This window comes from Schaalia odontolytica, assembly GCF_031191545.1.
Lineage (GTDB): Bacteria > Actinomycetota > Actinomycetes > Actinomycetales > Actinomycetaceae > Pauljensenia > Pauljensenia odontolytica.
In genome coordinates this window covers 1250293-1276571 of sequence record NZ_CP133472.1, presented here as the reverse complement: position 1 = coordinate 1276571, position 26279 = coordinate 1250293, and the positions used below count along the sequence as shown (strand labels likewise).

Below are 26279 nucleotides of genomic sequence, written 5' to 3'. Positions count from 1 at the left end.
ACTTACTCCTTCTCAGTCGCGGCGCGGCGCTTGCCCACGATCTCGATGATGACGGGCAGGACCGACACCAGGATGATGACGCCGAGGATGAGCGTTAAGTTGTCGTGCACGAAAGGCACGTTGCCCAGGAGCGCACCTACCAGGAGGAAGCCCGCGCCCCACAAGACGGCCCCGAGCGTGTTGAAGGCCAGGAACTTCGGGTAGGGGTAGCGGGCCATGCCTGCGGCGATCGGGATAAAGGTGCGGACGAAAGGAATGAAACGGCCGATGACGAGGGAGCGGCCTCCGTAGTTCGTGAAGTAGTGCTCCGCCTTGTCCAGGTGCTCAGTCTTGAGAATACGAGCGTCGGGTTTAAAGAAGCGGCGTCCCCACTTGGCACCCAGGAAGTAGCCGATCTGCGCACCGACGAAAGCGGCGACCACGACGAGGAGGATCAGGGTCGGCAGATGCAGGCCGAGGCGGTCGTGAAGCAGGCCGGCGGTAAAGAGAAGCGATTCTCCCGGCAGCACGGGGAACAGGACACCCGACTCGATGAGGACGATGAGCATCGTGCCCCACAGCACCCACGGCCCCATGGCGACGAGGAGGGTCTCAGGATTTTTGAACCACTCGATAACGGTGTGAAGCATCGACGGATCTGATGCGGTCACGAGTGTCGACCAGGTCACGATAGGGCCCTTTTCTGCCGGGAATGTATCACCCTAACCCTACCTTTGTTGACCGCGATTATAGGATAGGCAACATGAGGAAGCGCAAGGATTCACACGACGGCTCGCCGGTCGCGGACACAAACCTCCTCTTCGTTCCATCCTCGTCTGACAATTCCGCGGAGAACGGGGTGGACGCCCTGATGGGCATGATCGACGAGGCCGGGGCACAGGCCGCGCCACCCCCGGAGGCGGTCACCTCCGAGGCCCGCACGGAGCTCACGGTTCCTGTCATCGCCCCCGATACAACCACCGCGCCGGTGACCACGCCCCCCAGCATCCCGCCGAGCCGGGTTCAGAGCGACGAGGCAGAAGCGGCCTCGTCACCGCAATCCGACAGCGCTCATACCAGCACCCTTCCTCCGGCTGTGCCCCCAGCCGATTCCGATGATGCTGCCGACACGGACGAGCCCATCCAGGCCTCGTCCACGCCCGAAGCAACCGATTCTGAACGAGCCCTCGGCACCGAGGACAATGCCACCGCGAAGGTTTCGGACGAGGAAACACAATCCACCCTCGCCCCGGCAAGCGGCGAGATCGCCGCGAATCTGCCCGTGCGGCGCATGCGCCTGCCCCGCCCCGTCTACATCGCCGACCGGATCTCGAGCGTGCGCCGCCGCCGCGAGGATGTCGTCGACGTGGTCCTCTCGCTCATCGCGATCCTCATCATCTGGACGATCGGTGCGCTTGCCAGCGCGACCACGCACGGCGTCACCATGGATGTCCTGCGTTTCCAGCTGATCCGTAAGATTCTCGTTCTTCCGGTGAGCATCACCGAGGGCCTCATCATCTTGACCACGCCAATCCTCGTGATCGTCTCACTCGCTCTGCGCAGACGCCTCCAGGCGATCATCCAGGTCCTCGTCACCAGTCTCGTCGCTGCGGTCGGTAGCTGGATCATCATTTTGCTGACTGGCCTATTGCCCAGTGACCTGACCGCACCCCTGAGCGTCGACCGGGCGTTGGCCACACAGGGCTCCCAGACCGGCATCGCGATCGCCATCAACCTGGTCATCGTCACCCTGTGCGCCCTGTTCACCTCCGCCGGCGAAGCACAGTCGATGAAGGCAATTCGATGGGGCTGGACCGGCCTGTGGATCATCCTCATGCTGGGCGTGCTGCGCTCTACCATGACCCTGCCCGTCGCCTTCATATCCGTGTTCCTTGGCCGCGCCTTCGGCTCCGGTTCGCGATGGATTATGGGCTACGACGACCAACGAGCTAAGGGAGCCAAACTGGTCGAGGCTCTCCTCGGCATCGGTATCACGCCTTCGCGAATCGTTCGCACCGACCTCGACACGACCGAGGAACCACTGGCCACATGGGCCGTCGCTGAGAACCCGCGAGGCCACCTCACCCAGATGCCCGCAGACCTCGGCGACATGGGCGTGACCGTCACGCGACGCCCAAACCACGACCATTACCGCCACTACCAGGCATGGAGCGACACGGGACTGACCTACGAGCTCATCGCGATGGATCCGGGCCAGGAGCTGACCGGAACGCTCCTGGAGATGTGGAACAACCTGCGCCTGCGCGGCATCAGCCGCTGGGTGTCGCCATCGCTCAAGGCTCAGGCCGAGCGTTCCTCCTTCACGACGCTGCAGGCACTGCGTGCCGGCGTGTTCACGCAGGAGCCGATCGGCATCGCCGCATCCGCGGACTCAATCATCATGGTCATGTCCGCGCTGCCCCCGACGACTCCGCTGACCGAACTCGGTGAGGACGCCTCGGACGAGGTCTTGGACCGCGCGTGGGAGCAGCTGCGATTCGCCCACTCTCGCGGCATCTCACACCGCGCCCTCACACCCGAGGCCGTGGTCGTCGATGCTTCTTCCGACGTGTGGCTGCTCGACTGGGATTCGGGAGAGGTCGCCACGACCGAACTCAACCAGTCGATCGACATCGCCCAGATGCTGGTTCTCACCGCCCTCGCGGTGGGCCCCGAACGCGCGCTCGAGGCTGGTCGGCGATGCGTCGGAGAGGCAACCCTGGTGTCCTGCGCCCCCGTCATCCAGAAGCCCGTCCTGCCGGCCGAGGTCAACCAGCGCCTACGCCGTTCCGACCTGCTCAGTGAGCTGCGCGCCGCCCTCGTGGGCGACTCCGAAGCCGAGACCGCTCCGACGGCGGACCTGCAGCGTTTCCGCCCGCGCACGATCTTCACGATCGCGGTCGCGTTCATCGCGGTGTTCATCGTCGTCGGATCGCTCAACTTCAGCGACATCGTCACCACGGTCAAGAGTGCAAACCTCTGGTGGATGCTCGCCTCGGCGGCGCTGGGATGCCTCATCTGGGCCGGATCGGCGATCCCACTCATCGCCCTTTCGCCCGAGAAGCTGGGCTTCAAGGACACGTTCATCGCACAGGTCGCGGCCTCGATCATTACGATTGTGGCTCCTGCCGGTGTGGGCCCCGCGGCTCTGAACCTGCGATACCTGCGCAAGCGCCGCGTCCCCACCGCCATGGCGGTGACGACAGTAACACTCATGCAGATCTCTCAGGCGCTCGTCACGATCATCCTGCTCCTCCTGGTCATGGTCATTGCCGGATCATCCCTGTCCGTATCGGTCCCCTACGGCACCATCCTGGGCGTCGTCGCTGTTGTCATGGTCGCAGTCGGTGTCATCGTCGCGGTACCGAAGGTGCGTCGCTGGATCTGGGCAAAGGTCCGGCCGACGTGGCAGCAGGTCTACCCGCGCCTTCTGTGGATCATCGGCCAGCCGCGGCGCCTCGCCGCGGTCATCGGAGGCAACCTGCTCATGAACATCGGCTACGTGGGTGCGTTCTGGACGGCGCTGATCGCCATGGGTGGTTCGCTGAACTTCTCCACGGTGTCGATCACCTACCTGACGGCGAACGCGGCCGGCTCCTTCATCCCCTCGCCGGGTGGTATCGGCACCGTCGAAACGGCACTGACCTCCGGTCTGACAGTCGCTGGCATCTCCTCGTCGGTCGCCATCACGACGGCCCTGCTCTACCGTCTCGTCACCTTCTACGGCCGCATTCCCTTTGGCTGGCTGGCCATGAAGTACATGGAAAAGAAGAACCTCATCTAGGGTCCGTCCCGTTGAACTAACCGGTATCCCGCTGTCTCGCGCCGTTGCGCGAGGCAGCCGGTTCTCGCTTCACAGCAGGCGGTTGTTACCGTCCAGGAATGCCGCCTTCACGCCGCTCACCGAGCGAATCACGTCGAGCGAGCCCGCTGGCGCACGCAGCGCATAGCCTTTTAAGGCGTTGCGGTACTCGCGCTCCACGGAAACGGACCCGCCCGGGAACACCGAGGCCACGGCCTCGTTAATCGAGTCGAGGGATGCCTTCTCGTCGGCATCATCCTCGAGCTGAACGATGACGGTCACGAAACCCTCCGGTTCCTCGGTGCCGGACTGGACGCTCGGACCGCTCTGCCCATTCTTCGGTGTCAGCGCGGTGTCAGGATCGACCGTCGGCGCGGACGAGGCCTGGGATCCCGGCGCAGACTGGGGGGAGTCGGGAGTTGGGGTCGATTGCGGGGCGGTTGGCGTGGATGCCGTGGTCGAACAGCTCGCCACCGCAAGCGCGCACGTGCCCACCCCGGCAAGGAAAACAGCTGGTTTCTTCACGGAGGCGCTCCCATTCGATCGAGGCCGGTATCAGGCGACACCGAGACGTGTCGCTGCTTCCACCATACCGCAGTGGCCGCCGTACATACAGCGTTCTTGCGCAGGGTCTACCAGCTCAAACCTCCTGACACAAATGCTCCCCAACTTCTACAGGAAACCCCACACTACAAGCACCACGTTGCAGGGCTCACGCCAGCTATGTACACAGATCAGCAAGCACTCGCTTAAACTGTCTTCATGACAAAGAGCCAGCGCCTGAGCATTCACCAAGCCACAACAAAGGCAGATGCTTCTGGGGCACCTCGTGGAGTCATGGGCGATTATTCAGACATCGAACCGGTCACCACGCCCCAAGGAACGTTTGTCTCTTTGTACGCCGGAGCCGGCGGTCTCGATATTGGATTTATGATTGCGGGCTATGTACCAGTGTGGGTCAGCGAACTCGATCCGACAGCCATGCAGACACACGAACTTGCATTTGACCAGCTATCTGAGACACACCAACATCTTGCAAACACCAGCCACTCCGTTCATGTAGGCGACATCCTCGCACTTGCCGAGGACAACCTACCAACCTCAGGGATGGCTGACCTGGTCATTGGGGGACCACCATGCCAGGGTTTCAGCGTTGCAGGAAAAATGGACCCCAATGATGAACGCTCAAAGCATGTTTTTCACTTTCTCGATATCGTGAAACGCGTTAATCCGCGCGCATTCGTCCTGGAGAATGTGAAGGCGCTTTACCAAAACAAGCGATGGGAGACCACCAGGACTGCGCTCCAAGCACGCGCCGAGAAACTCGGTTACTCGACTCTCCTGACCCTAGCAAACGCAGCTGACTTCGGTGTGCCTCAAGCAAGGGAGAGGATGTTTCTTATCGGCATTCGAAGAGACTGCGGTACGCCAGAGGCTCTTACACCGACGACACATTCAAAGCGATTTTCTGTCAGGGACGCCTTCGAACAACTCCCTGAGTACAACACTCCAGGCAACGATTCTCTGTGCTACGCACAAATCACAACAGCGAAGGCGCCCGTGCTCCGCCGTTCACCATACGCAGGAATGCTCTTCAACGGTGCCGGAAGACCCCTGAACCTAGAAGCCCCATCAATGACTCTTCCTGCATCAATGGGCGGCAATAAGACACCAATCATCGACCAACAGGCTCTCGAAAACCCAGCTAAAGAACCATGGGTAGAGAGGTACCATCGGAAACTGTGGACTCGCGGAACAGAAGCGGTAACTGCCGAAGTTCCTCCCTTTCTTCGACGTTTAACAGTCGAAGAAGCGGCTGCAATTCAAACATTCCCAATCGGAATGAGATGGTGCGGACCACGCACCACACAGTTTCGACAGATTGGGAACGCGGTTCCGCCACGTCTAGCGCTCGCTGTCGCACGTTCAATTCGAAATGCTCTCGAAGGCCACTGCTCATAGCAACAACACGTGGGCATCAAATCCCGAAAGATGATTGCGACAGATTACGAGTTCTCTATTGCATCCGTGCAGTAATCCTCGAGAACATTTAGCCAACACCTCCGCATTGAGGGAGTCGAAAGCCTATCCAGCTCATCACCTAACTCATTGATATATTCACCACCCAGGAGGTATCCATACCCAGGAAAGTTGAGCCAGTGCTCAATCACGTCAATACTGACAAGATCAATGAAATAATTGAGATTTTGCCGAGAGTGTCTAATCAACTTATCCACGCCATCAAACTCAGCCTTATTTACACCACGAGAAACAACAACCGCTCGGGAGAGACCTTTCTTCTTCATCGCCTCAATAACTTCATTACGCAATTTATTTGCGGTTAGATAATTATCGGTAACTTCCACCCCGTGTCGATTATTTGGATCAGACTCTGAGATAATTTCAATATCAATGGGATCTGGAGAGTTCACATCCCCTCGGTTCACACAAAGCGGCTCTGCCATACGGCGCGCAACAACACGAATCGCAGCAGTGATCGCAGCCTCAAGAGCATCCGGCCTATTGTCACACCTTTCGAGAAACAGTCGCGTAAGTCGCATAGCAACCGCAGCGGTTGCCGGAAATTTCGGATATTCTATCCGTTGAGCTACCGACAACTCGACAATGCGCGTTGCAACATAGTCAACAACTGACGTTGCTGCCTCCCTATTTGCCTCAGCTTTAAAGAACTCTACAAGCACAAGCAGGCCCTTAGCCCATTTTACGGAACTCCCTTTCCGCTCTTTTATCCACCTCTGATCAATACGCAATTCTCGAAATGGATTTGACACTCCAGGATCCTGCGAAACTTTCCAAGTCAAACGCCGCTCCTGGCAGAATTCATTTAGCGCACGACCCACGCCTTCCGCCTGAGTTCTCCGGTTCACTCCATCGACACCCGACTTTGCCTGCAGCGAAGCTGGATCACGATCAGGCTCAAGCTCCACGCCAACAGCAATGGCAAACATGATTTGTTGTGCAGGGGCCGAGCTACTACCAAACACCGTGTCAATTGCGGTCATCACGTCATTGTCGATCGCGGGATAGCTCGTATCACCTTCAACATACTTCTGCCACGCTGACTCCAGTGCCTGCAACGCTCGGGCTTCGACGTCCATGTGCACAATAGTAGACACACCGAGTTAAGTAGGCAATTCTCTTTGACACATTGCACCCCACAGGCACAACGCACGCCGACCGGCCCACAAGTAGAGGTCAGAGCAACACCACTACAATGCTTACTTATCGTGAAACAGCGGGGCTTCCCAAGAATCTTCTTGGGAAGCCCCGCCATATTCCATCAGACATCAGCCTCGCCACACACCGGAGTCGTCGAACACGTAGGTGCGTCCGTTGATGACCTGGGTGCCGGTGAGCATTGCGCCATCGGTTCCCAGGTAATACCAGAGGCCGCCGACCTTGATCCAGCCCGTCGCCATCGTGCCCGAGTTGGACAGGTAGTACCAGGAGCCATCCACCTGGACCCAGCCGGTAGCCATCGCCCCGTTGGCGCGCAGGTAGTACCAGGAGCCACCGTCTGCAACCCAGCCGGTCTTCATAACCTTGGTCGCAGGGTCCAGGTAGTACCACTGGCCGCCATCACGCACCCAGCCGCCCACGAGGGCACCGGACTCATTCGCGTAGACCCACTGACCGTCGGCACGCTTGAGGAAACCGGTCGCCATGTAGCCAGACGGACCAAACAGGTACTCCGAACCATCGATCGTGAACCAACCGTTCGCGAGGCACCCCTTGCCACCGGCACAGGCGTACCACCAACCGGCACCGTCCTTGACCCAGTTGCCGCCGTCGGTGCTTGCGCACGCCTCGGTCGCGCCGGGGTTATCGCTGGGCAGGTCGAGGGTCGCGGCCTCCGAGTGGTTAAGGCCGTAGTCCCAGGCCAGCAGGTACGGGTGGGCGATGACGCTGCCCGAGCCACCCTGGTAGCCCCACGCAGCATCAATATCCTTGAAGGGAACCTCAACGTGGTACGTGTATGTCCCATCCGCCCCACGATTACCCTCCCTGTCTGAGAAAACGTAGCGGTAGAACCACAGGCCATCGGCCGGGTCATGCACGTCGATGCCAGCCAGCGGCGAGGAATCGGAGACGTCGAAGGAGACGACCATGTCGGCACCCTCACCCTTGTATTCCAGGTTGGAGACAACGGGCGCGACCGTATCAATGCGGAAATCATAAGAGATCGACTGCTCCACCTGCGAAGGACCATCGTTGTGCGCCGACAGCGTCAACTTATATGCACCGTCCGGCAGGCCCTTGAACGCGTCGGAACGCAGGTCGAGCGACGTCGGCTCGTGGCCTTCTTCGACCCAGGTCATCCTGCCGGTACTCGGGCTGATACCCGACTTCCAGTTCTGGTAACGCGTGAAGGATGCGACCTTCTCTCCCGAGGCATTCGTGTAGGTGGTGTTGAGCGTGTGGACGCTGCGCAGCGTACCCGTGCGGGGCTCAAGGATCGTCGGTGCGCCCGAAGCCTCGGACCGAGAGACCACGTAGCGGTCCGCCTTGGGCAGACCCGTACGATCGCTCGTCTTAGTGAACGGGTTGTAGCCGAGGATGTTTCCGCTCGTGCCGTTATAGATGCCCGAGGGTAGCGTGTGCCCCCACCCGTCGGAGTTGAGCTGGTCGAAGATCGCGGGCTTGCCCCAGTCACCGTAGAAGCCCAGGTAGGGCACGGTCAGGTCCGGCTGGGACTCGGTGCGCGAGGTGAAGCGCACGAAACCGTCAAGGAAGGTGCCGTTGGGCGTGTTCGCCGCAGCAAAGGCGGTGAACTGGTCGCCGGGGGTGACGTCCACGCCGATCGTGGCCTCGCCGTTCGCGGGGACGATGACGGTCGCACCCTCACCGGTGCCGCTCACGGTCTTTCCTGAGTACGAGATGTCCACGCCCTTGCCTCGCCAATCCGTGGAGCTACCGGTGAAGTATCCTCCGTCAACGTCCTCGGACAGGGCCTGGGAGCTCAGCGAATAGCTGGCATCAGTGCCGGACAGGTTGTGGAGCGTGACCTCGAAGTGCCAGCCGGTGGTCCCGTCCCCCAGGTCCGCCTTGGGTCGGGACTGCTCGGGAGCGCCAACCACGGTCGGGTACACCGACGAGGTCGTGGCAGCCAGGGCGTCAACGATGCCCGAGCCCTGCTTACGCGGCGAATAGAAGACACCGGTCTCCTGGGCGGCGTCCGCGATGGGGCGAGCCGTGCCCATGATGAGGTTCTGGACGACGTCGACCTTCTCGCGCGCACTCATCGACGCGAACAGAGGATCAGACTGCACACGCTGCAGGACCACAGCGCTCACACCCGCCATCTGCGGGGTCGCCATGGACGTGCCGGAGAGGTGATCGTAGTTTCCGTCCAGGACGGCCGAGTAGATGCTGCCGCCGGGGGCGCTGACCTCGGGCTTGAGGCGCAGGTCCGGAGACACGCCCCACGAGGAGAAGTCCGACATCGAATAGTTCGAGTTCGGGGTGATGGTCTTACCATCCACGAGGGTCAGGTGGTGATCTGCGGCCGCGAGCATGGCCTGACCGTTCTCCTGGGAAATGAACGCGGCGGGTACGTCCAGGGTCGTGACGCTCATGAGCATGAGTGAGTCGCCGGCGACGTTGTTGTACACGAGGATACCGGCGGGCTTGAGCGCCGCCAGGTTCTCGATCTTCTTCTGGAAGGTCAGCTTGCCGCGTGAGACCAGGGCAAACTTACCCGCCAGGCCATCGGGGTACTTCGCTGTGAGGGCGGCGGCGTCTTCCTCGGTGGCGAATCCGGCGTCGACGTACTCGTAGGATCCGGCGGCCAGCTCAGCGATTTCGGCGACCTTCTCGCCGTTTGCGCCGCGCGCACGCTGGTAGGCGATGTCTTTTCCGGCGGCGGAGAAGGCATTGTAGGACAGGAGGTTATCGACCGAGGCTACGGCGAGGACCGAGGAGTAGGTGGCGGGCTCGCACTGGGTCGAGGAGTCGGGGTCGGAGGCGTAGGGAAGGTTGCGCCCGGAGGTGTTGCCGTATCCGGTCGAGTAGTGGTTGCCGGCCGCGGCGTTGACCGAGACGCCCTCGTCCTGGAGTTTCTTGAACACGGTTGCGTACACGGAGTCGGCCTCGTTGTCCATGCCGCCGAGCTGTCCGAGGGACAGGTTCACGACATCGGGGTGCAGGACCACCATGTCGTCGAGGGAGGCGAGCAGCGCCGAGTCGGGAATCTCGCCGTCTGAGCTGCGCGAGACCTTCGCGACGATGATCTGCGCCTCGGGGGCGACACCGATGATCTGGTCGGCGTTGCCGGCGGTGATGCCGGCGACGTGCGTGCCGTGGGAGCCGTAGGATCCCTTGGCGGGCATCGCGTCGTTGTCGCCGTCCGCGTAGTCGTAGGCGAAGGGGAACTTGTCATTGACATAGACCCCGGTCTTGCCGTCACCCAGCTGGGGCGCCAGGGCAGCGACGTCGTCGGCGGACATCGACGGCTTACCTGAGAGTGCGCCCGCGAAAGCTGGGTGGGTCATTTCGACGCCGGTGTCGATGACGGCGACGACCTTGCCTTCACCCTTCTGGGTAAGCTGGTCGGCGCGCATCATGATCTGGGCGCTGAGGTTGTCGGGATGCTGGGTCGAGAGCCGGGGGGCCTGGGTGCCGCCCTCGGCATCGACCTCGTCGACATCGCTGACGCGGGTTTCGCGCTCAAGGAACGCGGCCTTCACGCCGCTCGCCGCGCGGATCGCGTCGAGGGAGCCCGCGGGCGCACTCAGCGCAAAGCCCTGCAACGCCTTGTCATACTCGCGCTGCACGTGGGCGCTCTCGCCCGGGAATGCCGAGGCCACGGCCTCGTTGATCGAGGCAAGGGATGCCGCTCGGTCCGAGCCTTCCTGCAGCTGCACGATGATCCCGACGATCGCCGCGGGGTTCTGCTCTGCGGTTGGCGTGACCTGGTCGGGCTGGGAAGTCTGCCCACTCTTCGAGGTGAGCGCGGTATCGACATCACCGACCGGCAGGGACGAGGCCGTAGCTCCGGTAGCGGGATGCGCGTCTGCGAGACTTGGCGGCGCTGCGAGTGCCGCGGGCCCTGTCACCGCCAGCGCGCAGGTGCCGGCGAACGCGAGGAACGCCGTTGTTTTCTTCATCGTCATGTGGGTAACTCCAATGTGTCGACGGGTGACCGTGTTGGCAGGAGGAGGGGACTCCACCGTGCCGGCCGTCACTGTCAACATACCGCACGGGACGCATATGACAAACTTTGTTTCACATTGGGAAACGATTGGACATTATTTTACTGTCAGCATGATTTCGGGTCCGGGAACACTTACGCAGCAAGGTTCCCGGACCCGAACATGAACACCGTTAGGTGCGGATCACCTCATCTCACCCAATCCATGCGCCGTTCGTGTCAAAGACGTAGGTGCGTCCGTTGATGACCTGGGTGCCGGTGAGCATGACGCCGGAGGCATTCAGGTAGTACCAGGAGCCTCCCACGTTGACCCAGCCGGTGGCCATCACGCCGGAGGCGCTCAGGTAGTACCAGGAACCATCCACCTGGACCCAGCCGGTAGCCATCGCCCCGTTGGCGCGCAGGTAGTACCACGAGCCACCGTCTGCAACCCAGCCGGTCTTCATAACCTTGGTCGCAGGGTCCAGGTAGTACCACTGGCCGCCATCACGCACCCAGCCGCCCACGAGGGCACCGGACTCATTCGCGTAGACCCACTGACCGTCGGCACGCTTGAGGAAACCGGTCGCCATGTAGCCAGACGGACCAAACAGGTACTCCGAACCATCGATCGTGAACCAACCGTTCGCGAGGTACCCCTTGCCACCGGCACAGGCGTACCACCAACCGGCACCGTCCTTGACCCAGTTGCCGCCGTCGGTGCTTGCGCACGCCTCGGTCGCGCCGGGGTTATCGCTGGGCAGGTCGAGGGTCGCGGCCTCCGAGTGGTTAAGGCCGTAGTCCCAGGCCAGCAGGTACGGGTGGGCGATGACGCTGCCCGAGCCACCCTGGTAGCCCCACGCAGCATCAATATCCTTGAAGGGAACCTCAACGTGGTACGTGTATGTCCCATCCGCCCCACGATTACCCTCCCTGTCTGAGAAAACGTAGCGGTAGAACCACAGGCCATCGGCCGGGTCATGCACGTCGATCCCAGCCAGCGGCGAGGAATCAGAAACGTCGAAGGAGACGACCATGTCAGCACCCTCACCCTTGTATTCCAGGTTGGAGACAACGGGCGCGACCGTATCAATGCGGAAATCATAAGAGATCGACTGCTCCACCTGCGAAGGCCCATCGTTGTGCGCCGACAACGTCAACTTATATGCACCGTCCGGCAGGCCCTCAAACGCGTCGGAACGCGCATCGAGGGTGAGCGGATCGTGTCCCTGCTCAACCCACGTCATTTTTCCGGAGGAATCCAGCGCGGACTTCCAGTTCATGAATCGCGTGAAGGAGGAGACCGTCTGCCCGGGGGCGTTCGTGTACGCGGCGTTGAGGGTGTGGACGCTGCGCAGCGTACCCGTGCGCGGTTCGAGGATCGTCGGTGCGCCCGAGGCCTCGGACCGAGAGACCACGTAGCGGTCCGCCTTGGGCAGACCGATGCGATCAGCGTCCTTGACCAGGGGGTTGTATCCCAGTTGCATGCCCGTGGTGCCGTTGTAGACGCCGGACGCGAGCGTGTGCGCACCGCCTTCGGAGGCGAGGGCATCGAAGATGGGAGCCTTCCCCCAGCTTCCGTAGAAACCCAGGTAGGGCACGGTCAGGTCCGGCTGCGAATCGGTACGCGAGGTGAAGCGCACGAAACCGTCAAGGAAGGTGCCGTTGGGCGCGTTCGCCGCAGCAAAGGCGGTGAACTGGTCGCCGGGCTTAACGTCCACGCCCAGGGTGGCCTCTCCGTTCGCGGGGACGTTGACGGTCGCACCCTCACCGGTGCCGCTCACGGTCTTTCCTGAGTACGAGATGTCCACGCCCTTGCCTCGCCAATCGGCAGAGTGTCCGGTGAAGAAGCCGTCGGCGACGATCTCAGAGAGTGCCTGTGAGCTCAACTCGTACGTCGCCTCCACGCCCGACAGGTTGTGGAGCGTGACGTCGAAGTGCCAGCCGGTGGTCCCATCCCCCAGGTCCGCCTTGGGCCGAGACTGCTCGGGAGCACCAACCACGGTCGGATACACCGACGAGGTCGTGGCAGCCAGGACGTTCGTCAATCCCGAGCCCTGCTTACGCGGGGAGTACGGGGCACCAGTGTCCTGGAGCGGGTCGACGATAGGGGCCGCCGTACCCATGACGAGGTTCTGGACGACGTCGACCTTCTCGCGCGCACTCATGGACGCGAACAGAGGATCAGACTGCACACGCTGCAGGACCACAGCGCTCACACCCGCCATCTGCGGAGTCGCCATCGAGGTGCCGGACATGAACTCGTAGGTACCACCCGGGACCGCGGAATAGATGTTTCCGCCGGGGGCGCTGACCTCGGGCTTGAGGCGCAGGTCGGGAGTGACACCGAGGGAGGAGAAGCTCGACATGGAGTACTTCGCGCTCGGGGCCACAACCTTACCTGGGGCGACGCTCAGGCGACGGTCGGCGGCGGCCAGCATCGCCTCTCCATCAGCCTGCGAGATGAACGCGGCGGGCACGCCGTCGGTCACCAGGCTCATAACAACGAGCGAATCACCGGGAACGTTGTTGTAGACGATGAAGCCGGCGGGCTTGGCTGCCGCGATGTTGTTGAACTTGTCCTGGAAGGTGAGGAGGCCTCGCTTGACCAGAACGATCTTGCCCTCGAGACCCTCGGGGTACGCGGCCTTGAGCGCGGCACCGTCCTCAGGCGAGCCAATTCCGCCATCGACGTACTCGAAGGGGCCCCCGGTCATGTCGGACAGGTCGGGCATCTTCTGCCCCTCGGCGCCGCCGGCGCGCTGGTAGGGAATGTCGCGGTCTCCGACGGAGAAGGCACTGTGGGCCAGCGAGTTGTCGACCGAAGCCACGGACACGACGGAGGAATACGACGCGGGTTCGCACAGGACCGAGGAGTCGGGGTCAGAGGCGTAGGGCAGGTTCTTGCCGGATAGGTTGCCGTATCCCGCCGTGTACTCATTGCCGGCGGCCGCATTCACGGTCACGCCCACTTCCTGGAGGCTCTTGAACACGGTCGCATACACGGAGTCGGCCTCGTTGTCCATGCCGCCGGTCTGTCCGAGGGACAGGTTCACGACATCGGGATGCAGGACCACCATGTCGTCGAGGGCGGCCAACAGCGCCGAGTCCGGGATACCACCGTCACTGCTGCGCGCTACCTTGGCCACGATGATCTGGGCGTCGGGGGCGATGCCAACGATTTCACCCGCGTTGCCCGCGGTGATGCCTGCGACGTGCGTGCCGTGCGATCCGGCTTCACCGGTCGGCGAGGCGTCCGGGTCGTCATCTGCGTAGTCGTACGCGAAGGGAAACTTATCCGACACGTAGGTGCCGGTCTTTCCGTCGCCCAGCTGGGGGGCCAGGGCACCCACCTTGTCTTCGGAAAGCCCGAGGGTTCCTTTGAGAGCACCCGTGAACGCCGGGTGCGTCATGTCCACGCCCGTATCAATGACGGCAACGACCTTGCCGTCGCCCTTTTGGGCGATCTGGTCGGCGTGCATCATCAGCTGCGCGCTGAGGTTGGCGGGATCCTGGGCAGAGGTGCGCGAGGAGTTCGTTGCACCCTCGCCGGCGACCTGGTCGTCTACGCCGTCGACGTGGGTATCGCGATCGAGGAACGCTCCCTTGACGCCACTCACCGCGCGGATCGCGTCGAGGGAACCCGCGGGCGCGCTCAGCGCAAAGCCCTGCAACGCCTTATCGTACTCGCGCTGCACCTGGGCACTCTCGCCCGGGAACGCGCCAGCCACGGCCTCGTTGATCGAGGCGAGGGCGGAGGAACGGTCAGTCCCCTCATCCAGCTGCACGATGATCCCGACGATCGCCGAGGCATCCTGCTCGGCGGTCGGCGTAACCTGATCGGGCTGGGAGGTCTGCCCACTCTTTGAGGTGAGCGCGGTATCGACATCACCGACCGGCAGGGACGAGGCCGTGGCACCAGCATCGAGTCGCGTGTCCACTGGGGTTGGAGGGGATGCGAGGGTCGCGGGGCCAGCGACCACCAGCGCGGCGGTGCCAGCCAGCGCGAGGAGCGTCGCTGGTTTCTTCGTTGTCATATGCGTACTCCAATGTGTTGATGGACGACCGTGTTCGGACACGGCGAGGATCTCGTCATGTCGGCCGTCACTGTCAACATACCGCAGAGAAGTCTTGTGACAAACTTTGTTTCACGAAGAGAAACAGCTGACGATTATTTTACCGATAACGTTACCCAGGCCTCGAGACCACGCATATTGCGAGGTTCCGAGGCCTGGGCATAAGTCTTGACAGAACGGACAGGCAGGAGTCTTATCGCATCCAGGCTCCCGAATCGTCAAAGACGTAGGTGCGCCCGTTGATGACCTGGGTGCCGGTGAGCATGACGCCGGAGGCATTCAGGTAGTACCAGGAACCGCCCACGTTGACCCAGCCGGTAGCCATCTTGCCCGAGTCGGACAGGTAGTACCAGGACCCATCCACCTGGACCCAGCCGGTCGCCATCGCACCGGAAGCCGTGAGGTAGTACCAGGAGCCACCGTCTGCAACCCAGCCGGTCTTCATGACCTTCGTGGCCGGATCCAGGTAGTACCACTGGCCGCCATCACGCACCCAGCCGCCCACGAGGGCACCGGACTCATTCGCGTAGACCCACTGGCCGTCGGCACGCTTGAGGAAACCGGTCAGCATGTAGCCAGAGGGGTTGAATAGGTAGTCGCGCCCGTTGATGGTGAACCAGCCGTCCTTCAAGTAACCCGCGCCATCAGCGCAGGCGTACCACCAACCGGCAACATCTTTCACCCAGTGGCCGCCGTCGGGTTTGAGGCATGCTCCCGGGTTCTCCGAGGGCAGGTCGAGGGTCGCGGCCTCGGAGTGGTTGAGGCCGTAGTCCCAGGCCAGCAGGTACGGGTGGGCGATGACGCTGCCCGAGCCACCCTGTTGCCCCCAGGCAGCATCAATATCCTTGAAGGGAACCTCGACGTGGTACGTGTATGTCCCATCCGCCCCGACCGTGCCCTCCGCATCCGTGAAGACGTGACGGTAGAACCACGAACCGTCGGCCGGGTCGTGCAGATCGATGCCCGCAAGGGGCGATGAGTCAGAGACGTCGAAGGACACAACCGTGTCCTCACCCTCACCGACGTAGGTCAGGTGAGAGACGACCGGCCCCACCGTGTCGAGGCGGAAGTCGTAGGAGATCGACTGCTCCACCTGCGAAGGACCATCGTTGTGCGCCGAGATCGTCAGCCTGTACATTCCATCGGGCAGGTCCTCGTAGGGTTCGGTGCGCGTATACAAATACGTGGGATCATGCCACAGCTCAACCCAGCTCATCACGCCACGGGTGCCCTCGGCGTTCGACTTCCAGGCCTGATGAGTCACGAGGGATTCGATCGTCTCTCCGGCAGCATTCGAATACACGGTGTTGAGCCTGTGAACGCTACGCAATGTGCCGGTGCGCGGATCCAAGACCGAGGGTGCGCCCGAGGCCTCGGACCGGGACAGGACGTAACGGTCAGCCCTGGGGTTACCAACCCAATCCTCGGCCTTCATCATGGGGTTGTAGCCCAGAGGTTGGTTGCTCATGCCGTTATATATGGCCGAGGCGCGGGCGTGCTCCCCACCATCGGAGGCGAGGGCGTCGAAGATAGGTGCCTTGCCCCAGTCCCCGTAGAACCCCAGGTAGGGCACGGCCAGGTCGGGCTGGCCTCCGGTCTTCGAGGCGAAACGCACGAAACCATCGAGGAAGGTACCGTTGGGCGCATTCTGCGCAACATAGGAAGCAAAATCGGCACCTGGGGTGACGTCCACGCCGATCATGGCCTGACCACCGGCCGGGACGGTGACGGTCGCACCCTCACCGGTGCCACTCACGGTCTTTCCGGAGTACGAGATGTCCACGCCACGGCCTCGCCAATCCGAGGAATGCTCGGTGAAGAAACCACCCTCGACAATCTCAGACAGCGCCTGCGAACTCAACTCATACGTGGCTTCCACACCCGACAAGTTGTGCAAAGTGACATCAAAGTGCCAACCCCTCGTCCCATCCCCCAGGTCCGCCTTGGGCCGGGACTGCTCGGGAGCGCCAACCACGGTCGGGTACACCGACGAAGTCGTGGCAGCCAAAGCGTCCACAAGGCCAGCACCCTGCTTACGCGGCGAATAAAGCACACCCGAAGTCTGGGCGGCATCCGTCAGCGGCCGAGCCGTACCCATAATCAGGTTCTGCACCACCTCAACCTTCTCACGCGCACTCATCGACGCAAACAGAGGATCAGACTGCACACGCTGAAGCACGATCGCACTGATACCAGCCATCTGAGGGCTCGCCATGGACGTGCCGGACATGAACTCGTAGGTACCACCCGGGACCGCAGAGTAGACGTCTCCGCCGGGGGCGGCGATTTCGGGCTTGAGGCGCAGGTCCGGAGACACGCCCCACGCGGAGAAGTCCGAGATCGAATAGTTCGAGTTCGGGGTGATCGTCTTTCCATCCACGAGGGTCAGGTGGTGATCTGCGGCCGCCAGCATCGCCTGGCCGCTCTCAAGCGAAATGAAAGCGGCGGGAACACTGCTCGTCGTCAGGCTCATCACCAAGAGCTCTTCACCGGGAACGTTGTTATAGACAAGGATTCCGGCGGGCTTGAGCGGTGCAATGTTGTCAATCTTCGCACTATAGGTCAGTTCTCCGCGCGAGACGAGTACGAACTTACCCGCCAGGCCATCCGGATACTTCGCTGCAAGTGCGGCCACGTCCTCCTCGGAGGCGAAGCCGGCGTCCACGTACTCGTAGTCGCCTGGGTTCAGCTCGGTGAGCTCAGCTATTTTTTCGCCGTTTGCGCCGCGCGCACGCTGATAGGCGATGTCGCGCCCGGCCGCCTTAAGGACGTTGAGGGTCAACCTGTTGTTGAGGGATGCGACGGCAACCACGGAGGAGTAGGAGGCGGGTTCGGCAAGGACGGATGAGTCGGGGTCCGAGGCGTAGGGAAGGTTGCGCCCGGAGGTGTTGCCGTAGCCGGCCGAGAAGGCGTTACCCGAGGCCGCGTCGACGGTGATCCCCGCTTCCTGGAGCTTCTTGTACACGGTCGCATACACGGAGTCAGCCTCGTTGTCCATGCCGGCCGTCCACCCGAGCGACAGGTTGATGACATCGGGGCGCAGGAGAACCATGTCATCAAGAGCGGCCAACAGCGCTGAATCCGAGATAGCTCTGCTGCCGTCTCGCGAGACCTTCGCGACGACGATCTGCGCCTCCGGGGCGACTCCGACGATCTGGTCGGCGTTACCGGCGGCAATCCCGGCCACGTGCGTGCCGTGGGATACCGAGGGGGAAACGTCCGCATCATTCTCAGCGTAGTCGTACGCGAAGGGGAACTTCTCATTCACGTAGACCCCACTCTTACCCTCACCCAGCTGAGGTGTCAGCGCAGCGACGGCCTCGGCGGTCATCGACGGCGCGGACGCGAGTGCGCCCGCGAAAGCCGGGTGAGAGACATCGACACCCGTGTCGATGACCGCGATGACCTTACCCTCACCCTTCTGGGACACCTGGTCGGTGCGCATCATGATCTGGGCGCTGAGGTTGTCCGGATCCTGGTCTGACAGGCGTGAAGCCGCGAAACCACCCTCCGCATCCGCTGCCGCGTTCTCGTTGACCTGGGTCTCACGCTCAACGAACGCACCCTTGACGCCGCTCGCCGCTCGGATCGCATCGAGGGAGCCCGCGGGCGCGCTCAGCGCAAAGCCCTGCAACGCCTTGTCATATTCGCGCTCAACGTGGGCGGAGGAACCCGGGAACGCCGAGGCCACGGCCTCGTTGATGGAGGCCAGCGCAGCATCGCGCTCCGCCCCATCCTGAAGCTGGACGATGACGCCGACGATCGCCGTGGGGTCCTTACGCCCATCACTGGGTTCGGGCACGGTAGTCTCGCCACTTTTCGATGTCAGCGCAGTGTCGACGTCGCCCACGGGCAGAGACGAGGCCGCGACGTCGGGTGCGGGTCCAGGCGGAGTGGGAGTCGGTGGAACCGCGAGAGACGCCGGCCCTGTGAGCGCGAGCGCGCAGGCACCTGCGAGCGCGAGGAACGACGTTGTTGTCTTCATTGTCATGTGAATCACTCCATTGTGTTGATTGGGTATCGCGAGCAACACGAAGCGGGCGCGCGTCAATCGGCCGCGATACGGGGACGAGACTGCGAAGAACCTCCGCACGGAGCTCCGGCGGGGGCACGCAGGACACGCGGCGAACGAGGCCCGGGCCACTGGTGAGAGAGCGTCCCGGGCCTCGTCGTTGTCGTCAGATCAGCGCTCGGGTCATCCGACCCATGCGCCGCTGCCGTCAAAGACGTAGGTGCGTCCGTTGATGACCTGGGTGCCGGTGAGCATCGCACCATCGGGTCCCAGGTAATACCAGAGGCCGCCGACCTTGATCCAGCCCGTCGCCATCGTGCCCGAGCTGGACAGGTAGTACCAGGACCCATCCACCTGGACCCAGCCGGTAGCCATCGCCCCGGAGGCGCTCAGGTAGTACCAGGAGCCACCGTCTGCAACCCAGCCGGTGGCCATGACCTTGGTCGCAGGGTCAAGGTAGTACCACTGGCCGCCGTCGCGGATCCAGCCGCTCGCGAGAGCACCGTCCTGATCCGCGTAGACCCACCGGCCGTCGACCCGCTTCAGGAAGCCGGTCGCCATGTAGCCCGACGGACCGAACAGGTAGTCGCGGCCATTGATAGTGAACCATCCGCCCTTGAGGTAGCTTCTACCATCGGCGCAAGCATACCACCAGCCGATCCCGTCCTTGACCCAGTTGCCTCCCTCAGGATCCGAGCACAGCCGCGGCGAACCCGTGTTGTTGCTGGGAACGTCAATCGGGAAGGCGGCGGAGGGGTTAAGGCCGTAGTCCCACGCCAGGACGTATGGGTTGGCGATGACGTCGCCCGTTCCGCCTTGCTCCGTCCACGCCCGGTAGATCTCGCTCAGCGGGATCTCGACATGATAGGTCCACTCGCCGTTCGGGCCGATGCTGCCCTCATCCTCCGTGAAGACGTGGCGGTAGAACCACAGTCCGTCGGCGGGATCATGCAGGTCGACCGCCGCCAGTGGCGAGTCGTCGGTGACGTCGAAGGTGACGACGAAGCCCTCACCCATGCCCGAGTACACGAGGTTGGAGATAACGGGGGCGGTGGTATCGAGACGGAACTTGTAGGAAATCGACTGCTCAGCCGAGGAAGGCCCATCGTTGGACGCGGCGATTCGCAGCGTGTACATGCCCGAGGGTAGGTCCACGAAGTCCCCCATGTTCGCGGTGAACGCCGTGGGATCGTGGTATGCCTCGACCCAGGTATTCTCCTCCATGCTCGTCACATAGACGGACTTCCAGTTGCGGTGGTTCGTCACGGACGCGACGATTGCGCCGCCCTCGTACGTGTAGGTGCTGGTCAGCGAGTGGACGCTACGCAGCGTTCCCGTGCGAGGCTCGAGGACGGTGGGTGCCCCCATCGCCGGCGATCGGGAGATCACGTAGCGATCGGGGTTTGGGGCCCCTCGACGGTCTGCAGCCTTGATGAGGGGGTTGTATCCGAGGAGCTGTCCGGTGGTCCCGTTGTAGATACCCGAGGCCAGGGTGTGCGCGCCGCCTTCGGAGGCGAGGGCGTCAAAGATAGGTGCCTTGCCCCAGTCCCCGTAGAAACCCAGGTAGGGCACGGTCAGGTCCGGCTGGCCTCCGGTCTTCGAGGCGAAACGCACGAAACCATCGAGGAAGGTACCGTTGGGCGCACTCTGCGCGACGTAGGAAGCAAACTCAGCCCCGGGCGTAACGTCAATGCCGACGGTGACCTCGCCGCTCGCAGGAACAGTCACACTCGCCCCCTCGGCCACAGCCGACGCACCACCCGAGTACCGAATCTCCACGCCACGGCCTCGCCAATCCGAGGAATGCTCGGTGAAGAAACCACCCTCGACGATCTCAGAGAGGGCCTGCGAACTCAACTCATACGTGGCTTCCACACCCGACAGGTTGTGCAAAGTGACATCAAAGTGCCAACCCTTCGTTCCATCCCCCAGGTCCGCCTTGGGCCGGGACTGCTCGGGAGCACCAACCACGGTCGGGTACACCGACGAAGTCGTGGCAGCCAAAGCGTCCACAAGGCCAGCACCCTGCTTACGCGGCGAATAAAGCACACCCGAAGTCTGGGCGGCATCCGTCAGCGGCCGAGCCGTACCCATAATCAGGTTCTGCACCACCTCAACCTTCTCACGCGCACTCATCGACGCAAACAGAGGATCAGACTGCACACGCTGAAGCACAATCGCACTGATACCAGCCATCTGGGGCGTGGCCATCGAGGTGCCCGAAGTCTGCTCGTACGCACCGTTCGGTATCGCTGAGAAAACGTTGCCACCGGGGGCGGCGATTTCGGGCTTGAGCCGCAGGTCCGGAGACACGCCCCACGCGGAGAACTCGGAGGCCTCGTAGATGGTGGACTGCGGGAGGACCTGCCCCTCGGCGATCGAGAGCCTGTGCTCGGGGGCGTCCAGCATCGCCTGGCCGTCGGCCTGAGAAATGAAGGCGGCGGGCACGTCCTGCGTCGTCAGGTTCATGATAATGAGGGATCCGACCGACACGTTGTTGTAGACGAGAATGCCAGCCGGGTGCAGGTCGTAGAGGTTTTCGACCTTCTTCTGGTAGGTCATCTTGCCGCGCGAGACGAGCGCGATCTTGCCGGCCAGGCCCTCCGGGTACTTCGCTGCGAGTGCGGCCGCGTCCTCCTCGGAGGCGAAGCCGGCGTCCACGTACTCGTAGGTTCCGGCGGGCAGGTCGGAGAAGTAGGCGACCTTCTCGCCGTTCATGCCTCGCGAGCGCTGATATCCAATGTCTTTCCCGTTCACCGTGAAGGCGTTGCGGATGAGGGCGTTCTCGACCGAGGCGACGGCAACCACCGACGAGTAGGTGGCCGGCTCGTCCATGACCGAGGAGTCCGGGTCCGTGGCATAGGGCAGGCCCTTGCCTGAGTTGTTGCCGTACCCGGTCGAGAAGGCGTTACCCGAGGCCGCATTGACGGTGATTCCCGCTTCCTGGAGCTTCTTGTACACGGTCGCATACACGGAGTCGGCCTCACTGTCCATGCCCGCGGTCCAGCCGAGCGACAGGTTAATGACGTCGGGATGTAGGACGAGCATGTCATCGAGGGAGGCGAGAAGCGCCGAATCCAGCAACGCGTCGTCCTCGGTGCGAGTCACCTTCGCGACGATCACCTGCGCATTGGGGGCGGTACCGACGATCTTGTCGGCGTTGCCGGCGCAGATGCCTGCGACGTGCGTCCCGTGGAAGCCGGAGCCTCCCTCGCGCGGCGATGCGTCATTGTCACCGTCCGCATAGTCATAGGCGAAGGGGAACTTCTGCGACACGTAGACGCCCGTCTTTCCTTCACCGAGCTGGGAGGTCATCGCGGCGACCTTCTGCGGGGTGAGGGTGGGCGCGGACGCGAGCTCACCCATGAAGGCCTGATGCGTCATGTCGACGCCCGTGTCGATGACGGCGATGACCGTGCCCTCACCCTTCTGGGCGACCTGGTCGGTGCGCATCATGAGCTGGGCGCTGAGGTTGGCGGGATCCTGCGTGGTAGCCTGCGACGCCTCGATGCCACCCTCGGCATCGGGGGCGGCCACGTCACTCACGTGACCTTCACGCTCGAGGAACGCAGCTCGCACGCCCGGGAGGTTACGGATCGCGTCGAGGGAGCCGGCGGGCGCGCTCAGCGCGAAGCCCTGCAACGCCTTGTCGTACTCGCGCTCCACGTGGGCGGAGGCACCGGGGAACGCCGAGGCCACAGCCTCGTTGATCTGTGAGATCGCCGCGTCGCGTGAGGCACCGTCCTCAAGCTGGACGATGACGCCGACGAGGCGCGCGGGATCCTCCTCGGCGGTCGAGGCGGGCCCGCTGAGTCCACTCTTCGAGGTCAGAGCCGTATCGATCCCGCCCGGGGGCTGGGATATCGCCGCACCTTCATGCATGCCGGAAGGACTCGGGGGCAGGGGCGAGGCCAGGGTGGCCGGCCCGGTGACCGCGAGCGCGAACGCGCCGACGAAGGCGAGGAGGGCAGCCGATTTCTTCGTTGACATAAGCCTTCTCCATTGTGTTGGGGGACGGCGCGCCGGTGGCACGCGGTACGTCGGTGTACCAGCCGTCTCCCAACAAAATACCTCATATGACGCAGCTGACAATCATTGGATTGCTTATTGCTTCTTTAAGGGGATCTGAAGCGTCTAACATCCCACGTCAAGTGGGCACCCATGCACGAGGGCCCCGCGGATGTTTCCCCGGGGTCCTCGCTGCGTTTGTCATCAGCTCAGGCGTTGCCTGCGAGCGACAACCAGAACGGAGCCGAGCGTCACGGCTAAGGTAACAATACCGATGAGGCCGTCCGTTGATGCTCCGGTGGTTGCCAGAGACGAGGGCCTCGTCCTCTTGGGATGCGGCGCGTGGTAGTCGGCAGCGTCTCCGAGAGACAGCGCGGTGCGTCCGACGACGGTCACGACTTGATCGGTTGCAACTGGGGAGGAGGTCCCAGTACCGGGGCTGGTGGCGTTTGCCGCGGGAGTGGCATTACCCGCAGGGGCATCGCTCCCCTCCCCCTGATCGGCAGTGTCGGGCGGCGTCGGAGCCGAGGTGCCGGCAGAGGGTGTCTCGGGGGCGGCGTCCCCGACTGCGACTCGTCCGCCCGAGGCCGAGTCGGCTCCAGGCTGGGAGGCATCCGGGCTGGCGATGGGCGCGGGCGTGGGGCCAGTTGCGGGCGTCGGGCCGGTCGCGGGCGTCTCGGCCTGAACGGTCGCGGGGTTGAGCGCGGGCGGGGTGACTGGAACACCCCGCAGGGCGTGCGCGCCGATGCTCGTCAGGCGCGCCAGGTCGGACCGGAAGTTGATGGCGCTAATGTTTCGGTCACCGTCGAAGGCCGACTCTCCGATGGTTGTCGTCCCGCCGATATTGACCCAGGTGAGTGAGGTGATTCCTCGGAACGCGTGCGCGCCGATCGTCTCGAAGGAGTCGGGCAGGGTAAGGGAGGAGAGGCGGGATCCGACGAAAGCGTAGCGGTCGATGCGACGCAGGCTATCCGGGAACGTGACCTCGTCCAGGGGCGTCCCTTCGAAGGACTCTTGGGCGAGCACTCGCGTGCCGTCGGGAACCGTGTAGGTGACGCCGTCACGTCCGAGCGGGTAGGTCAGCAGCGTGTCGCGGCCCTTCGTGAACAGGACGCCGTCGACGCTCTCGTAGGAGGCGTTGTCCGCCTTGACGGTGATCGCCTTGAGCTTGGGCGAGGCGGTGAAGGTGGAGACCAGCTGGCCCTCACGCACGCCGCTTCCGATGCTCACCCCCGTGAGCGAGGGCATGAGCGCAAAGGCTCCCGGCCCGATATCGAACACACTGTCCGGCACGTCAATGGCGTCGAGCGCGGTGCCCAGGAAGGCGCGCGCTCCGATCTGACGCAGCGCGGAGGGAAGAGCGTCTGTGACCTGTCCACGCGCGTCGCGAACCGTCACACGTGCCAGCGAGGCTGCACCTTCGAAGGCGGAGGCCCCGATGCGTTCGACCGTGTCGGGCAGCTCCACTGAGGTGACGGAGGAGCGGGCGAAGACGCGGTCGGCCAGCGCTGTGACGCCGCTGGGGACGCTCACCTCCGTGTCGCTACCGCTGTAGGAGCGCAAGACCCCGGCCTCGTCGATGGTGAAGTCGGAGGATGCGGCAGCGCGAACGCTCACCTCCGTAGAGGCGGAAGCCCACGTTCCATCCCACTGGTATACCCACGCAGTCAGGGTCGTGGACCCTTCCTTCGCTCCCGCGGTGATCGTCGCCGTCAGGGTGTCGGGTGAGGTGGTCAGCGACGCAATCGAGGGGTCCGCGAGCGACCACACGACCCGGGAGCCAGACAGGGACGGGCTCAGAACGGCGGAGACCTGGGAGGCCTCACCAGCGGGGATCACGACCGAGGAAGTGGACAGCGTGATCGGGTCCGCGGCGCCGACCGAGACCGTCACACCGGCGGAGGCGTTCACGCCGTAGTCCCACGCATACAGGGTCGGGTTGGTGGGAGCCTGGCCCGTGCCGCCGTGGGACTCCCAGCCGCGCTGCAGGTCGGCGACGGGCACGTCGAAGTGATAGGTGCGCTGTCCGTCAGCTCCGAGGGTTCCCCCATCGGTCACGAGGGTGCGGTAGTAGTAGGAACCGTTTGCCGGGTCGTGGAAGTCAATGGAGGCAATGGGCGAGGAGTCCGTGACGTCGAAGGACACGGTGCGCACGTCACCCTGGCCCCGGACGTTGACTCCGCTGATCTTGGGCCCGGTCAGGTCGTAGGCGAAGGAGTACGTCAGCGTCTGGGTGCGCGAGCTCGGGCCGTCGGTGACGGCGTCGATGCGCAGCGTGTAGCGCCCCTCAGGGAGGCGGCGGCCGTGCCAGTCGTAGCCGTCGAAGTACGGGTCACCGATGGAGGATTCACCCGAGGCGATGCCGCGGCTGTAGTCGTCGTACAGGGACTTCCGGGTGTTCTTGTAGGAGTACTGGCGCACCGTGTTGCCCGCGGAGTCCTGGTAGGTGTAGGTGATGCTCTTCGTCGACCTCAGCAGCCCGGTGACCGGTCGGATCGCGGAGGGGCCCTGCGCCCACGTCGAGGCGGACACGACGTAGGTGTCCGGGTTGGGGGCGGGAGCCGAGGCCGCGGAGGTGTATCCGGCCAGCGGGTTCACTCCGAGGGGAACACCCGTGGTCGCGGAGGCGAGACGCGAGGCCACTGCGTGGGCCTGGCCACCGTCGGAGGCGAGGGAGTCGAAGACCGGAACGGCACCCCAGTCACCGTAGAAGCCGAGGAAGGGGATGGACAGGTCGGGTTCTCCCTCGGTCATCGAGGTGAGGACCGTGAAACCGTCGACGAAGGTGCCGTTGGGCGCGTAGGCGTGGGCGTAGGCGGCGAAAGCCGCCTGCGGCGTGATGGTCACAGTCGCGGTGACGATGCCACGACCCGGCACGGTGATCGTCGAGGAGTCAGTGCTTCCGCTGACGTCGCCCGAGTAGCTGACCGAAATACCCTGGTCAGTCCAGTTGGCGCTGTGTTGGGTGAAGACACCGGAGGCGACAACCTCGGAGAGAGCCTGCGTGTTCAGCCGGTAGGTGCGTGCTTCGTAAGCGGTGTTGGTCAGGCGAATGGAGAACGTCCAGCCCTCGGTTCCGTCTCCGAGGTCGGCCTTGGGCCGGGTCTGGTCGGGCGCCTCCACGACGGTGGGGAACACGGTCGCGGAGGAGGCCGCCACGGCGTTGGCCAGGCCGGAGCCGATCTTACGAGGAGAATAGTAGGCACCACGGCCGCCCTCGTTGTCGACCAGGGGCTTCGCGGTTCCCATGAG

The 26279-nt window shown here is 63.3% G+C and carries 10 protein-coding genes; 2 read left to right on the top strand and 8 right to left on the bottom strand.

Features of this window, described 5'->3' with window-relative positions; genetic code table 11:
* Positions 1-2: 2 nt before the first annotated feature.
* Positions 3-629 carry a DedA family protein gene (locus RDV55_RS05405; RefSeq protein ID WP_111823529.1) on the bottom strand — a complete coding sequence of 209 codons (627 nt, stop codon included), beginning with the start codon at positions 627-629 and terminating at the stop codon, positions 3-5.
* A 113-nt stretch (positions 630-742) separates the two neighbouring features.
* Between RDV55_RS05405 and RDV55_RS05400 the strand changes: the two genes are divergently transcribed.
* Positions 743-3763, top strand: a complete 3021-nt coding sequence (locus tag RDV55_RS05400) for a lysylphosphatidylglycerol synthase domain-containing protein (RefSeq protein ID WP_111823352.1) — start codon at positions 743-745, stop codon at positions 3761-3763.
* Positions 3764-3832: 69 nt separating this feature from the next.
* On the opposite strand, the gene RDV55_RS05395 is transcribed toward RDV55_RS05400, so the two are convergent.
* Positions 3833-4306 (bottom strand): hypothetical protein, encoded by a 474-nt coding sequence (locus RDV55_RS05395; RefSeq protein WP_111823351.1) that lies wholly within the window; start codon positions 4304-4306, stop codon positions 3833-3835.
* A 237-nt stretch (positions 4307-4543) separates the two neighbouring features.
* Here RDV55_RS05395 and RDV55_RS05390 point away from each other — a divergent pair, with 237 nt between their 5' ends.
* The gene (locus RDV55_RS05390) at positions 4544-5743 is read left to right on the top strand and encodes a DNA cytosine methyltransferase (RefSeq protein ID WP_218017135.1); all 1200 of its coding nucleotides are present in this window, start codon (positions 4544-4546) and stop codon (positions 5741-5743) included.
* A 44-nt stretch (positions 5744-5787) separates the two neighbouring features.
* Here the strand turns inward: RDV55_RS05390 and RDV55_RS05385 are convergent, their stop codons facing one another.
* From RDV55_RS05385 to RDV55_RS05360, 6 genes are all read right to left on the bottom strand, one after another.
* Positions 5788-6900: a dsRNA-binding motif domain-containing protein gene (locus tag RDV55_RS05385; protein WP_133256515.1), complete on the bottom strand. Its 1113-nt coding sequence runs from the start codon at positions 6898-6900 to the stop codon at positions 5788-5790.
* A gap of 189 nt (positions 6901-7089) precedes the next feature.
* Positions 7090-10914 carry a S8 family serine peptidase gene (locus RDV55_RS05380; protein WP_111823348.1) on the bottom strand — a complete coding sequence of 1275 codons (3825 nt, stop codon included), beginning with the start codon at positions 10912-10914 and terminating at the stop codon, positions 7090-7092.
* 232 nt (positions 10915-11146) lie between these two features.
* Positions 11147-14968, bottom strand: coding sequence for a S8 family serine peptidase (locus RDV55_RS05375; protein ID WP_111823347.1), 3822 nt, complete (start codon positions 14966-14968; stop codon positions 11147-11149).
* Positions 14969-15200: 232 nt separating this feature from the next.
* The gene (locus RDV55_RS05370; RefSeq protein WP_111823346.1) at positions 15201-18998 is read right to left on the bottom strand and encodes a S8 family serine peptidase; all 3798 of its coding nucleotides are present in this window, start codon (positions 18996-18998) and stop codon (positions 15201-15203) included.
* 204 nt (positions 18999-19202) lie between these two features.
* Entirely contained in the window at positions 19203-23009 is a 3807-nt protein-coding gene (locus RDV55_RS05365; protein ID WP_111823345.1) for a S8 family serine peptidase, read from the bottom strand.
* Positions 23010-23231: 222 nt separating this feature from the next.
* Positions 23232-26276, bottom strand: a complete 3045-nt coding sequence (locus RDV55_RS05360) for a leucine-rich repeat protein (protein WP_111823344.1) — start codon at positions 26274-26276, stop codon at positions 23232-23234.
* Between the last annotated feature and the right edge of the window lie 3 nt (positions 26277-26279).